At 45.0% G+C, this 14058-nt stretch carries 13 protein-coding genes; 2 read left to right on the forward strand and 11 right to left on the reverse strand.

The window, feature by feature from the left end:
- Positions 1 to 31 precede the first annotated feature (31 nt).
- The 6 genes from BTW00_RS02790 to uraD form a co-directional block, all read right to left on the reverse strand.
- Positions 32 to 559, reverse strand: coding sequence for an ureidoglycolate lyase (locus tag BTW00_RS02790; RefSeq protein ID WP_075106125.1), 528 nt, complete (start codon positions 557 to 559; stop codon positions 32 to 34).
- Positions 559 to 1677 carry an allantoicase gene (gene alc / locus BTW00_RS02795; RefSeq protein ID WP_075106126.1) on the reverse strand — a complete coding sequence of 373 codons (1119 nt, stop codon included), beginning with the start codon at positions 1675 to 1677 and terminating at the stop codon, positions 559 to 561. Before alc ends, BTW00_RS02790 begins: the two co-directional genes overlap by 1 nt.
- Before the next feature lie 103 nt (positions 1678 to 1780).
- The gene (gene puuE, locus BTW00_RS02800; protein WP_075106127.1) at positions 1781 to 2761 is read right to left on the reverse strand and encodes an allantoinase PuuE; all 981 of its coding nucleotides are present in this window, start codon (positions 2759 to 2761) and stop codon (positions 1781 to 1783) included.
- 82 nt (positions 2762 to 2843) lie between these two features.
- The gene (locus BTW00_RS02805; protein WP_075106128.1) at positions 2844 to 4208 is read right to left on the reverse strand and encodes a urate hydroxylase PuuD; all 1365 of its coding nucleotides are present in this window, start codon (positions 4206 to 4208) and stop codon (positions 2844 to 2846) included.
- A gap of 93 nt (positions 4209 to 4301) precedes the next feature.
- Entirely contained in the window at positions 4302 to 4670 is a 369-nt protein-coding gene (uraH, locus tag BTW00_RS02810) for a hydroxyisourate hydrolase (protein ID WP_075106129.1), read from the reverse strand.
- Positions 4671 to 4787: 117 nt separating this feature from the next.
- The gene (gene uraD, locus BTW00_RS02815; RefSeq protein WP_075106130.1) at positions 4788 to 5309 is read right to left on the reverse strand and encodes a 2-oxo-4-hydroxy-4-carboxy-5-ureidoimidazoline decarboxylase; all 522 of its coding nucleotides are present in this window, start codon (positions 5307 to 5309) and stop codon (positions 4788 to 4790) included.
- Between the two features lie 468 nt (positions 5310 to 5777).
- Here uraD and BTW00_RS02820 point away from each other — a divergent pair, with 468 nt between their 5' ends.
- The gene (locus BTW00_RS02820) at positions 5778 to 6443 is read left to right on the forward strand and encodes a TetR/AcrR family transcriptional regulator (protein WP_075106131.1); all 666 of its coding nucleotides are present in this window, start codon (positions 5778 to 5780) and stop codon (positions 6441 to 6443) included.
- Between the two features lie 106 nt (positions 6444 to 6549).
- Here the strand turns inward: BTW00_RS02820 and BTW00_RS02825 are convergent, their stop codons facing one another.
- The 5 genes from BTW00_RS02825 to tolQ all read right to left on the reverse strand — a co-directional run bounded on the left by BTW00_RS02825 (position 6550) and on the right by tolQ (position 12126).
- Entirely contained in the window at positions 6550 to 7956 is a 1407-nt protein-coding gene (locus BTW00_RS02825; RefSeq protein WP_075106132.1) for a nucleobase:cation symporter-2 family protein, read from the reverse strand.
- 480 nt (positions 7957 to 8436) lie between these two features.
- Entirely contained in the window at positions 8437 to 9729 is a 1293-nt protein-coding gene (locus BTW00_RS02830; protein WP_075106133.1) for a PD40 domain-containing protein, read from the reverse strand.
- A 133-nt stretch (positions 9730 to 9862) separates the two neighbouring features.
- Positions 9863 to 10888, reverse strand: a complete 1026-nt coding sequence (locus BTW00_RS02835) for a cell envelope integrity protein TolA (RefSeq protein ID WP_256713978.1) — start codon at positions 10886 to 10888, stop codon at positions 9863 to 9865.
- Positions 10889 to 10945: 57 nt separating this feature from the next.
- Complete coding sequence (gene tolR, locus BTW00_RS02840; RefSeq protein WP_058025343.1) at positions 10946 to 11407, reverse strand: protein TolR; 462 nt, start codon at positions 11405 to 11407, stop codon at positions 10946 to 10948.
- Positions 11404 to 12126, reverse strand: coding sequence for a protein TolQ (gene tolQ / locus BTW00_RS02845; protein WP_075106135.1), 723 nt, complete (start codon positions 12124 to 12126; stop codon positions 11404 to 11406). The genes tolR and tolQ overlap by 4 nt, the downstream gene beginning before the upstream one ends.
- Positions 12127 to 12671: 545 nt before the next feature.
- On the opposite strand from tolQ, the gene BTW00_RS02850 reads away from it, so the two are divergent.
- On the forward strand, positions 12672 to 13967 hold the full coding sequence (locus tag BTW00_RS02850; RefSeq protein ID WP_058025341.1) for an NCS2 family permease: 1296 nt from the start codon (positions 12672 to 12674) through the stop codon (positions 13965 to 13967).
- Positions 13968 to 14058: the final 91 nt, after the last annotated feature.

Raw genomic sequence — 14058 nt, forward strand, 5'->3', positions numbered from 1 at the left:
TAGCTTGGCGGCTTTTTTTAACTGACATTTTCTAATTGACGTCTTCTAATTCAATAGACACACCCCAGTCCGTAATGTGTATCTCATGGCAGTTGTTGCCTTCGCCATTGATACGATCAATCACCAAAAAATCACTATCGCGTCCAAGCGCCAATAAGGGATGATGCCAGACGTTGGCAGCATACTGTACGCCTTGATGCGACTTGGCATAAAACACGGCCAGATCATCAGGCGACTGCGGCGGCGTGCCTGCTTTGGCAACGACGATGACATAGTCCTGACCTTCCATCGACACAAATGCTTGTGTGCCAAACGGATGATACTCCATGACGGAGAGGGCAATCGGATTCTCACGTTTTTTGGCTCGAAAGATACTCATACCGACAGTGCCACCCTCAAGCTGACTCGCAGCAAGCGCATGATGGCGAACCGCATAGCCATTATTGATCTCGTAAGTGTTGTCAGCGGTTTGCTCCTCCTCACTATAGCGCTCGATAACCGAGCCGTAAGGGGCAAAGTCGGCTTTGGTCAGAGGCTGAGCGGTTAAGATAACACTCATTATTTGACCTCTGCATCAGCAGTAGTACCCGCCTGATCTGCTACTTTGCCAAACACGCGCACGCGGCTGATACCACCATCGGGGAAGATATTGACGCGAATGTGCGTGATAGGCTGGTCTATTAATAGCTTGTCGTGACCGAAGGTATGGACATCATCCGCATTGGTTTTTTGCGGCTCAAGCAACGTATCCCAAAACATACTTTGAGTGACCAAGGTTTGCTCTGGGGTGTCTGGCGAGTAGACGGCTTGAATGGATACTTTATCAGGGTAGTTGCCTTTAAAATGAGCGGTATCGATTTCGATAGAATCCACGATACCTGCTTGACCTAAGGCAATAATGCACCAGTCATTGCCTGGCTCACGGCGGCGACGCGTCTCCCAGCCATCCCCCATATTGGGCGCTTTGGTCGGTAACAGTAAGTTGCTGGCAGCGCCAAAATGTGCGTCGTTACTGGCGATTGCACGACCGCCATTTAACGCGCCTGCCAAGTCGAGCATTTCACCTTGATTGTTTAGGCTGGCATCAAGTTGGATATCACCATAGACACGCAATCGAGCCACGCCGCCATCTGGGTAAATATTCAAACGGATATGTGTGACCGTTTGCTCATCATTAATCTCAACAAACTCATGGTGATTGCCCTGTAGTGGAGTCATGCCGACAAGGGGCTGCCAGTTTTTACTGTCCCAGTCTTTTTTACTGAGACTAGTAAGCTCAGTTTCATCTTGCTGTAGTAGCTCTGGCGCGTATAAGCTATCGACACTGGCAGAAGAGGGGAAGTTACCCGTAAAGTGACTGGTATCGATATCGAGACCTGCGATTTTGGTCGGACGCGCCAGTTGGATGATTAAATAATCATATCCCAAATGACGCTTGCGGCGCGTCTCCCAGCCGTCCATCCATTTACCGTTATCATCAAATTTGCCGACCACAAAAATAGGCGCATCAGGATTTAGGATGCGGCTTTTATCCGCAAAAAAGTCATCAGTCGCAAATAGCGCTTTGGCACCCAAGCGACTGTCGGCTACGTTAGATCTTTTAGTAAAGGCTGGCAGGCTCTCAGGTAGATTATTTGCTGAGATGATTTGTCCCACTTCTGAAGTGTTTTGACTCATCATGATTCCTTTTGTTTAATATTAGGTTTGATTGATTGAGTGTCGCTTGTTTTATTTATTCGACACACTGCGATGTATTCAATGAGCGAGGCAATGGCAAAAGCTACATCCAGTTGGCAGTGTTGTCTGGTGTTGCTGGATGGTTGTCGTACCAGTGCTTCGCGATCTCATCACGGCGGCATATCCACACGTCAGGCTTATTGGTGATGTATTGCAAAAACTGCTTTAACGCTTTGATACGTCCTGCCCGTCCGATAATGCGACAATGTAAGCCAATGGTCAGCATTTTGGGGGTTTCTGCGCCTTCTTCATAAAGGGTGTCAAAGCTGTCTTTGAGGTATTGATAAAATGGCTCGGCATGGGTAAACCCTGGACTCGAAGAAAAGCGCATGTCATTGGTCTCTAAGCTATAAGGGATGACCAAATGCGGCTTGCGTGTGATTGTATTGCCATCTTGGGCTTTGACATTGAGCCAGTAAGGCAGCTCATCGCCATAGGAGTCAGAGTCATAGTGATAGCCACCTTGTTCGACGACCAACTCACGTGTGTTTGGGCTATCGCGTCCCGTATACCAGCCGAGTGGCTGCTTGCCGAGCATGCGCTCAAATATGTTGGTTGCACGGCGAATGTGCTTACGTTCCGTCTCGCGGTACATATATTGATAAGTAATCCAGCGTAGACCGTGACTGGCAATCTCATGACCGTCTTCTAATACGCGCTCGATAATATGCGGGGTTTTTTCGGCAGCGGCAGCACAAGTAAAAGTGGTGATAGGAGCGCCGTACTCTTTAAAAACATCCAACACCCGCCACACACCAACACGGCTACCGTATTCAAATGCAGACTCAATAGACTGGTGACGGTTGTTAAACTCGGGCGTACCCAAGATATCCGACAAGAAGCGCTCGGACTGTCCATCGCCGTGGATGACGCTATTTTCTGCCCCTTCTTCGATATTCAAGACAAACTGTACGGCGATTCTTGCACCGCCCGGCCAATTGGCTTTTGGTGGCTTGCCACCGTAGCCTTTTAGGTCGCGTGGGTATGTATTTTGATCAAAATCACTGATGATTTTTTTGCTCATTGTTTATGTTCCTATATCTCGTAGAGCCTTAAATATTTAATTGAATATTGCTCGCCAAGGAAAGTTTTCTATTGATAACAAACTACAGGGATGATGCGTACGCTACAAGCTGCTGACGTTCTATATCTGTTAACTGAGTGATATTACCAAGTGGCATATAGCCAGTTTGTACCGCAGTGACGATTTTTGCTTTATGGATTTTTAGATCTTCTGGTGTTTGCAAAATAATACCTGCTGGCGGGGCAGCAAAGCCTTGCTGTGTGGGCTGCGCTGCATGGCAAGTGCTACAGCGCGTATGTACAACATCCATCATAGCGTCATCTGCTGATGCGCTCACTGGTACTACTTCAGCAGCAGTGGCGGCATTATTGCTAACACTGCTATTATTAACGTTATCAGTATTAGTATTAGTATTAGTATTAGTATTAGTATTAGTATTAGTATTAGTAGTCGCGCTTGTAGCTGTTGGGGTGCTATTAGTTGTCGTAGGTGTTACGGAGGCAGTAGCAGGCATTGCAGGCGCTGGATCAATTGGTTCAGGTCGCATCCAAATAATCAACAATACGGTCAGTATGGCTGGGATAACCAAGTAGCGTGGTTTTTTATGCCCTAAATGTTTTTGATTAAAGTAATGACGTGCCGTTGCAGTAATAACGCCAACAAACACCAATACCAACCAACCTTTTTCATGAGCATACATCATCGGATAGTGGTTGCTAATCATGGTAAAGATGAGCGGCAGGGTAAAGTAGTTATTCATCAGTGAGCGGTTTTTGGCTTGCAGTGCCAATTCAGCGACTTCTTTGCCCGGTTTTTCACCGCGCCGCACACAGTCTACGAGCGCTCGCTGCGCTGGCATAATACCGAAGAATACGTTACCGACCATCACCGTGCCCAAAATCGCCCCGATATGAATGAATGAGGCGCGATCACTAAACAGCTGATAAGAGCCCCAGCTCGCGATGACCAGTAAAATAAAAATCAGGGTGCTAAAGATAAAGGCGTTTTTACCCAAATGACTGCGCACAATGACTTCGTAAATAAAGTAACTACCAAATAAAAACAGCAAGCTTGTCGCAATGGCACCGATACTGGTAAAAGGCACTTTGCTTGGATCGATCAGATAGGCAGTTGCATTGGCATAATAGACGATCGACATCATCGCCGCACCCGTCAGCCACGTGGTATAAGCTTCCCACTTAAACCAATGTAGCGTCTTTGGCATTTCCTCTGGTTCGAGTTTGTATTTGGCAATCTCATAAAACCCACCGCCATGGACAGCCCAAAGATCACCTGAGATGCCTTTGTCTGCTTTCCACTGTGGCGGCTTGCGTAGGCTCAGATCCAGCCACACAAAATAAAACGATGCACCAATCCATGCCACCCCTGCGATAACATGAAACCAGCGAAAAAATAAACTCAACCATTCGAGAAGATAGGCGCCCATGTGGTAAGTGTCCTTTAATATGACAGTGTCTTGATAAAATATTTGTGAGCGGATAACGATTTTCGCTCACAGTTTTTTGATAATAAGGTTCGGTTATGATCCGCGGTAGGTACTATAACCATGCGCACTCAGAAGTAATGGCACGTGATAGTGGCTTGCGTCTTTTATCACAAAGTCGATGACAACCTGCGGATAAAATGTCGTCAACTGCTGGGCGTCAAAATATGCCTGAGTATCAAACGTCACAGTATAGCGCCCCGTATCTAGCTGACGCTCAGTGCCATCAATGCTTGACTCAAACTGCCAAGCATCTGGTGTCACGCGGCCATCGTGATTGGTCGTCCCATGCGCAAGCAGTATCGTGTCACCTCTGTCTGGTACGCGGTGTAGGCGGACGGCGATATCAGCTGCAGGCGTGCCCAAATGAGTGTCTAAGATATGTGATGATAAGGTGGCAGACATAAGGCTTCCTTTGTATTTAGTAAAGACGTAAATAGAGTAATGATGCTAGCGTATTTGATAAGTAGAACGTCGGACAAACATTGATAGTAATAATGTGGTTTGATAGCTGTTGATCATCTAAGCATTACCTAATAGTTTGCTTAGACGTAAACGTGTGATTTTATTTTGTTCTGCGGCGGCATTGGCCAGCTCTGTGGCACGGTCGTTTGGCAGGCGCGCTAATAGCAGATCGAGCATTTGCGACGCGCTTTTGCCGGTTGCAAAGACAATAAAAATAAAACCAAATTTATCAAGATAATCTTGATTGCCTTTAGCGAGCGCTTCGAGTACATCGTCTGCCGCATCGTTAGCGCCAGACTGCTCATGTGCAGCGCTATCTTGTGTATTGCGATATTTCTCTTTTAAAGAAGCCACATTACCGATTTGTGGATGTCCATCGAACGCTTCTAGCAAGTTGGCCTCATTGGTTTGCACGTCATGCCAGATAGCATCGCTATTCGCTAAGAGCGCATCGAAATCTGCAAAAGGACGCGCATTGGCAAGCTTATTTGCCCAAACGCTACTGGTACAGCAGATTAAAAGCTGAGCAATGGCTACTTCCTGAGACAAATTATTAAATTGCGCTAAGGTTAAGCTCATGGTGATATCCTTTTTGTTGATATGACAGCCCATTATGTGGACTGGATAACTATTGTTTAATAAAGGTTTATACATGGTGGTTTTTTGCTTAGACTTAGCGATAGCAATCGATGTTTTTATGGTTCATTTTTTAGTTTTTCGACGTTTGCATTGTTATTTAAGCAAACCCACAGTGCGTATTTAAGTTGCTAGCTTTCTAATCATGATAAATTGACGATACAGAACGTATTTTTTGAGGAAATACTAATAGTTGAGCCGCAAAATGACATGGCAGTATAGTTTTGGTCGTAATACGTGTGATTTATAATCACCATTCTGCTAAAACCTGACTAATTGGTCAACTGTTTTATGAGAATTTTTTTATTTGGTGGTTCTTACTGCGAAAATCTGTGCATTGATATATAAAAACATTCAAAAATATAGCGACTATTTTGTCGAACCAGCCACTTGGAGTGAGATACCATTGTTATGACTCAAGATAATCAGCAAGAAGAAACCCTGACTACTGATGCGCCTTCGCATCGTAGTCAACAAGTTACGCGCGCGCACAATCAAGCGTTGATACTGGCAGCCGCTGAAGAGGAGTTCGTGCTCCAAAGCTATCGCGGTGCTACGATGCAAGGCATCGCTGATCGAGCAGGACTGCCTAAAGCCAACGTTCACTATTATTTTAAAAACAAAAAAAACCTATATATGGCTGTGCTACGCTCGATTATTGAAGAATGGAATGACGGCTTGGTGACCATGACAGTGGACAGCGATCCAAAAACCGTCATTGAAAAGTTTGTCCGTACCAAGCTGCATCAAGCTTTTGTCAATCCGAGTCGTCATAAGTTGTTTGCCATTGAGGTCATCGGCGGTGCGCCTCACTTGCACGAATTTATGTCAACAACGATGAAAGATTGGGTAAATGATAAAGCGCAAGTCATGAAAGAGTGGCATAAGCAAGGCAAGATTGGGATTACAGATCCCTTGCAACTACTAATTTTGATATGGGCGACGACCCAGCGTTACGCTGAATTTGAGATTGAAATTGTCGGCCTGATGGACAAAACAGCTTATGACGCAGAAGATGAAGCACGCGCAGCAGATTTTCTAGTGCCTTTTATTTTACGAGGCTGTGGACTTGAATGATTATATACAGTTAAGTCATTGTGATTAAGCGATCACAGTGGACGAGGTGCATAAACAAATTTTATGGCACCTCGTTTTACTTTTAGATAGGGCTAAATATTCAAATTTATACCACTTTTTGCGCTGTTTTTAAGCCATCTTCGGCATGTTGTTCCGCAGTATCAAATTCCACACCGTAGTTTTTTGGTAGGATCATATCAAGCGTGATTGCCACAATACCGGACATCGTCACCGCTGAGCCAAAGATGTTTTGGAAAAATTGCGGCGTCTGTGAGAGTACATCAGGAACGAATGCAATACCCGTTGCTAATCCTAGTGATGTGGCGATAATCAAGACATTACGATGGGTAAAATCCACGGTGGATAGTATACGAATACCCGCAGTTGCGACAGTGGCAAACATCAGTAGCGTGACCCCGCCTACGACAGGCTTGGGCAGCTGCGTGAAAATCGCACCGAGGATAGGAAATAGACCCATCAGGCACAAGATACCGCCAACATAAAAACCAACATAGCGACTGGCAATACCTGTCATTTGAATCACGCCATTATTTTGGCTAAAGGTTGTCACAGGAAAAGTGTTGAATACAGCCGCAATCAGCGAGTTGACACCATCACCCAACACACCACCTTTGATGCGCTTCTCATAGAGCGGGCCTTTGATCGGTTCGCCTGAAATCATAGAGGTAGCGGTCAAGTCGCCCGAGGTCTCAATACTGGTAATGATGTACATAAAGGCAATGGGAATAAATGCCTGCCAATCAAAACCAAAACCATATTTAAAGGGAATGGGAACGGTGAAAAACGCCGCTTCAGACACCAATGAAAAATCAATGCGCCCCATAAATACGGCAGCGAGCAAGCCTAACATCAGACCGATAAAGATAGCACTTGAGCGAATAACCTTATTGTTAATAATGCTAATGAGCACCACACTGACGAGTACGCCACCACCTAAGAGTAGGTTTGGAATACTACCGAAATCCTCAGCACCAAACCCACCTGCCAAATCAGTGAGACCTACCTTTGTTAGGGACAAACCAATCGTGACAATCACACAGCCAGTAACAATAGGGCTCATAAATGATTTGAGTTTGGTGATAAATTGACTCAAAAATATCTCAACAAATGCACCGAGAAACGACACGCCAAAGATAACGGATAAAATCTCTTCAGGACTACCACCGCGGTTTTTTACTACAAATCCTGCTGTCAATACTGCCGCCAAAAAACCAAAACTGGTGCCTTGCAGTGCCATAAGACCAGAGCCAATTGGCCCTACTTTTCTAGTTTGAATAAAAGTCGCTACCCCAGATACGATCAACGACATGCTAAGAAGATAAGGAATATGTTCCCCTAGGCCTAAAGTGCCACCGATGATTAATGAAGGGGTAATAATGCCAACGAAAGCAGCAAGTACGTGCTGTATGGCACCTAAGAATGCTTTGATAGGGTTGGGGCGGTCGTGCAGTCTATATAATAAATCAGTATTTGCTGGAACGTTTTCACTCATGGTGGTTTCCTCCTAGAATAACTGCTTAGCACCCAATTAACTGTATATATCAGACAACGTAACAAATCATTAGATAAAAATTAAAACCCAATCCTTGACCTGTTTTTTATCGATTCAAATAATAGGGGTAAGTTCCCGACCTTAAAATAGACAACAGCAATAGTTTATATTTGTTGGCCAATATCTAAATAACCTGACCAATTAGTCAGACCTATTTAGGATATAGGTAAAATGAAAGTTAATGCAATGTTTTTTTTGGTACTAACCGGTTTACGGGTATATTACTAACAATAAGGAAGAAAAATGAGTTCGAATGAAGGGTGCCTAAGAAGAGTGCATAAGACGGCGGGCAGGTTTTACTAAGTAGGCTTTATCACTTTTCTTCTAGCAGCTTATGACACAAAAAAGCCTTAATCATAATGAATATGATTGAGGCTTTTTGTATGAGTAAATTCTAACGTTGTGATTCAGTTGCCTAAATTACTTTGGACTTGATGACCATACGGGTGAGCGAATGATGCCTTGTCCTGATTTGCCGAACGCTTCGCCACCATTCAATGATTTAATCGTTAGTACACCTTTGCCGCCTTGGGTTGACGCATAGACCACGCGCTTGCCATTGGGTGAGAAGCTTGGGGCTTCATCGATACCTGTGTTACCAAGGTTGGTCGTTACTGCACCATTGCTATTCATAATCGCGGCTGATCGACCACTCAAAAAAGCAATTTGTGTACCGTCGCTGCTAAACTGCGGACTGGTTGCATAGCCACCATTAGATACTTTGGTGGTGCGTCCCGAGCCAAACTCATAACGATAGACTTGTGGTTTATTGAATCCAGTTTTGTCACTGACAAATACAAATGACTTGCCATCAGGAGCGTAGCTTGGCTGCACCTCACTGCTTGGCAAATTAGTGAGGCGTCTAGGCGTACCGCCACTGGCGCTTATCTCATAGATATCGGCGCTACCCTCAAAGCTACTAGAAAATAGGATTTTGCTGCCATCAGGGGAGAATGACGGACTCAAGTTACTACCAGAAAAAGGCGTTAGCACACTGGCGCCGCCGCCACTGACGTTTTGAATGTAGATGACGGGATATGATTTTTCACGTTGTACCGAGTAGGCAATGCGATTGCCGTCAGGTGACCATGCTGGTGAGAAGATAGACCCTGCTACCTCAGTGATGGTTTTGGCGTTTTCACCATCAGCATCCATCACTTTTAGACGAGAGACTTTTTGTTTGCCAGTGCCTGTTTCTTCTATATAAGCAATACGCCCTGAGAAATCCCCTGGAATGCCTGTAATCAGCTCATAGACTTTATCTGCGATGACGTGACCGGCGTAGCGCATGCTTTCTCTGTTATTGTCAGCGGTTAGGCTTTGCTTGCCTTCTATCACGCGACCAGATTTGACATCGATGACCTCGTAATCGGTGACGATTTTGCCGCGATTGGTACGAGTGCTGCCGACGACCAAATAAGGTATGCCCATACTTTGCCATACTGGCAGTGTGCCTGCCAGCTCGCTACTGCTGCGTGGCTGCTGCGGTAGGTTTTGGCTGGTGACTTTTAGTTCTGTATTATTCAAATCATTTAAAATAATAGGGGACAAAACAGAATCGCCTGCGAATGGTACAAACGCGACTTGGTTTTGTTGGACAGGAATCTCATAGTCCAATTCTAATACGACAGGGGCTGCGAGCACGCTTTGCGAGATAAGTAATGCTGAACTACCCGCAAGTAAAGAGGCTAGTAGTTTTTTATGAGTATACATGGGTCAATGGCGCTCCTAAAATTAATATGATAGTCATTTTTATAGTCGATGAGGCAAGTATTTAGATGAAAAAACGATGCGATAAAAGCCGCTTAACATCACGTTATCAATAATACAAGACGCTAGCAACTGATTAATTGCTACCTTTAAACTGTATGGTAAAGGTGGGGTATTTAGGGTCATCAGCATCGATTGGTAGGCTACCTGTGTTGAGCACTGCTTGTTTGGCAGCTTCATTGACGACGTTATCAGGACCAGACGCGCTAACATTGACCACGTCACCATTGGCATTGACGGTGATGGTTAAGGTGGCACGCTGGGTAGAGCCTTTCGCTGCGGTAGGCGGCGTATAGTTGCGCTTGATTAGATTGATGATTTCACTATTGCTGGCTCCGCGACTACCACTTGAGGCAGAGCGACTACTACCTTTGGAGGTGCTAGAGGTTGAGGTGTCGCCGGAGATGGTTGATTGACCATCTGAGAGACTAAAGGTTCGGCCTGCATTGCCAGAGCCATCTGTATCAATCTGTATATTGCGATCGTTAGCCGTGGGGCGTCTGATCTTGGGTGGGTTGTTTTGCTTTTGACGAAAATCTCCAAGCCTTTTTTGCTCTTCGATCATCTGCTCTCTTTTGTCTTGCTCTACTTGATCAAGCTCCTCTATCGCGGATTCGTCTAGCTGCGCTGCCCACTCAGCCATTCTGCGCTCATATTCTTGGTTTTGCTCGCGCAGGCGTTGATGTTGCTCTTCACTCATAAGCATAGGCTGACTGGCAGGCTCGTCAGATCGCGTAAACACAGGGACACGCTGGGAGTTCGGCTGGCTTGGATTTTGAGCGCTTGAGCTGCTACTATTTGAGGTTTCTTGTTGAGCGCTACTGGCTGAATCGCTGGTACTGCTGTCCATTTGCATGGCGCTGGCTGCTGCACGATTGGCCAATATCTGTCCTTGCATTTCAGCGAGCTGCTCAGGAGTTACCATGACCGTCTCGATGCTACCAGCAGTCTCAACCTCAGTGGTCTGATAGTTATAAACCAGTATGCCGATTATAAGACCATGTGCTAGCAAACTGAGTAACGTAGGCAGTGTTAGCCCGTTGCCTTCAGGTTCGGTGGGGACATAGACGGCGGGCGCATTATGCATGATATGGATACTCATGAACGTGGTTTATCGGATTGGCTGCTATGATGTGACATACCTATATAGAAGGTATAGCTATTGGAGTGATGGCGTCGGTAAAGGCGCACCAGTCAATAACCCTACTTTTTCAATACCTGCCTGCTGCAAAGTTGCCATGAGCGTCATGATAGCGCCATATTGGTTATTTTGATCAGCATTAATCATCACTTGCAATGGCTCAGTGTTGGTATTACCGCTCTGAGACTGTAAGTTGGATAAAGTGTTAATTAGCTCAGGCTCACTAATAGGCAAGTCGATATTATTTTCATAACTGATAAAAATCTCGCCCTTGTCAGTCAATGAGACAATGACGGGCAACTGGCTCTGACTCATGGTATTGGTTTGCTCTTTTGGCAAATCAACATCGACACCCGTAATGAGCATGGGTGCGGTCACCATAAATATCACCAATAGCACCAGCATAACGTCGATGTAGGGAACGACATTCATCTCTGCATTCAGCGCTTTTTTCTCACGGCGATAGGGGTTTGGTTTCATAGCCCATTCACCTGAGTGGCATTCACTTGCGTCTCTCTAGCAACGGGGATTTGCACACTGGTCTCGCGCTGTAGCATGCCTGTCATCTCGTCACAGAACAGTGCTCGTGAATCATAAAGACGGCTAGATTTTGCCGTAAAGTGATTGTATGCCAATACAGCAGGAATAGCGGCAAACAAGCCCATGGCTGTCGCAATCAGCGCCTCAGCAATACCAGGCGCGACAGAGGCTAGGGTGGCTTGCTCGGTTTGCGACAGTCCCAAAAACGCGTTCATGATGCCCCAAACGGTTCCAAACAGTCCAATGTAAGGAGCCACCGAGCCGATACTTGCTAGCGTCGTCAGTCCTGACTCGAGTAATTGCTGCTGACGGCCCAAGCCGACGCGCAGTTTACGTTCAACACCGTCGATGATGTCATCTTTAGGTTGACGCTTTTTATGCATTCTCAGGTACTCTGAAAATCCCACATAAAAAATCTGCTCAAGTCCTTGGCGATCAGGTGAGCCTTGTACGCCTTGATACAGCTTTGCTAAATCTTCGCCTGACCAAAACCAAGTCTCAAATTGTTGATCAAAGTTTTTGGCTGTACCGAGCCGCGCACTCATACGGAAAATAATGACCCAACTGAACAAAGAGGCTAATAGCAATAACGCCATCACAATCTGTACCAATAGACTGGCTTGGGTAATAAGATCAATAATATTTAATGATTCAGGCATGTAATGGACTCACGGATAATTGACAACAGCTGGTTTAAATAAAGACATCCAAACCAAACGAACCCTAAAAATAATACTCACGCTTTCTTGCTCAATTCTCAAGATAGTACTGATATCAAAAATCTTGTTTGATAAAGATCCTCTGATCATAAGTCCAACCACTGAGACATCAACATAATAACCTGTTAGTTTACTTCTAAATGAAAGAAACGTCATTATTAATGTGTTAACCAGACAAAAAGTACGATACATCAAATATTTTAACAATATGGTGGCAACTCATTACTAATATACATAAATGATTTGAGCTAGAGACTATAAGAAAATTCAAATTTGTATAGACTTTTTATCGTTATAAAAGTGGTGTTTTTAATTGTTTTTTTATACGAGTTAGACATTATCAGCGATTGAGTTTGTAAGATAACTCGTCTAATATGTTACGCTTTGTTACTACATTATTCTTACTGCGGCATCGCCATTTTGCTGAGGTCATGTTTAGTTTTAGGTAGTGGTGACTTTTTATTAGCCAGTCGGGGGCGACACTTATGAATGCAATTGAACGCTATTTTGGGATTAATGGTGACAATACCACAATCAAAACAGAAATCGTCGCTGGTATAACCACGTTTTTAACGATGGCTTATATCATCTTTGTTAACCCTAATGTCTTAGCCGATGCAGGTATGGATAAAGGGGCTGTATTTGTCGCAACCTGTGTGGCCGCAGCAGTCGGTTGTTTCATCATGGGTATCTATGCCCGACTACCAGTGGCATTAGCGCCAGGCATGGGACTTAATGCCTTCTTCACCTATGGCGTGGTCTTAGGTATGGGGTATGCATGGCAAACCGCGCTGGGTGCGGTGTTTTTGTCAGGTTGTATCTTTGTTCTATTAAGCCTCTTTAAGATTCGTGAGGCAATCATCAATGCGATTCCAAACTCTCTCAAAAACGGCGTGGTCGCTGGTATTGGTGCATTCTTGGCTTTTATTGCTTTGCAGAGTGCAGGTATCATCGTCAATCATGATGCGACCTTGGTTGCTCTTGGTGATATGACGTCATTTGGTCCTGTATTGGCATCTCTAGGTTTTGTCGTCATTATTGGTCTGTCTTATAAAAGAGTCCCAGGTGCGGTAACCATTGGTATTTTGCTGGTTGCTCTGATTAGTTTGCTAATGGGCTATACACAGTTTACCGGTATCATATCTGCACCACCTTCAATCGCGCCGACACTGATGCAGCTCGATATCGCTGGCGCATTTGATGTTGGTATGATCAGTGTGATCTTCGCTTTCTTATTTGTGGACTTATTTGATACTGCAGGTACGCTAATTGCGACCACTAGCCAAGCCAAGTTGACTGACAAAGATGGCAATATTCCTAATATGGGCAAGGCGCTATTAGCAGACTCAACAGCGACAGTTGCAGGCTCTTTACTTGGTACGTCATCGACAACCAGTTATATCGAAAGTATCTCTGGTATTGCCTCAGGTGGCCGTACAGGATTGATGGCAGTCACTGTTGGTGTGTTATTTTTACTAAGCATTTTCTTTTCTCCATTAGCCGGTATGATCCCAGCCTACGCGACGGCCGGTGCCATATTTTATGTTGCCGTACTGATGATGGGCACCCTAAAAGACATCGACTGGAGCGACTTAACAGAAGCGGCGCCTGTTGTGGTTGTATTGCTGTTCACGCCGCTGACATACTCTATCGCTGATGGCATTGCACTTGGTTTCATCACCTTTACCGCGGTCAAAGCAATCGCTGGCAAGTTCGCTGATATCAGCATTGCTGTATGGCTTTTGACTCTTGTGCTATTGGTTAAAATTATCTTCTTATAAGGCGTATTGCGCTAGGTATGAGACCTAATAATACAACCCTCTTTATCACTTGATGGTAAAGAGGGTTTTTATTATTTGGAGATGGTACTTA

It is taken from the genome of Psychrobacter sp. C 20.9, assembly GCF_001921765.1.
Lineage (GTDB): Bacteria > Pseudomonadota > Gammaproteobacteria > Pseudomonadales > Moraxellaceae > Psychrobacter > Psychrobacter piscatorii_B.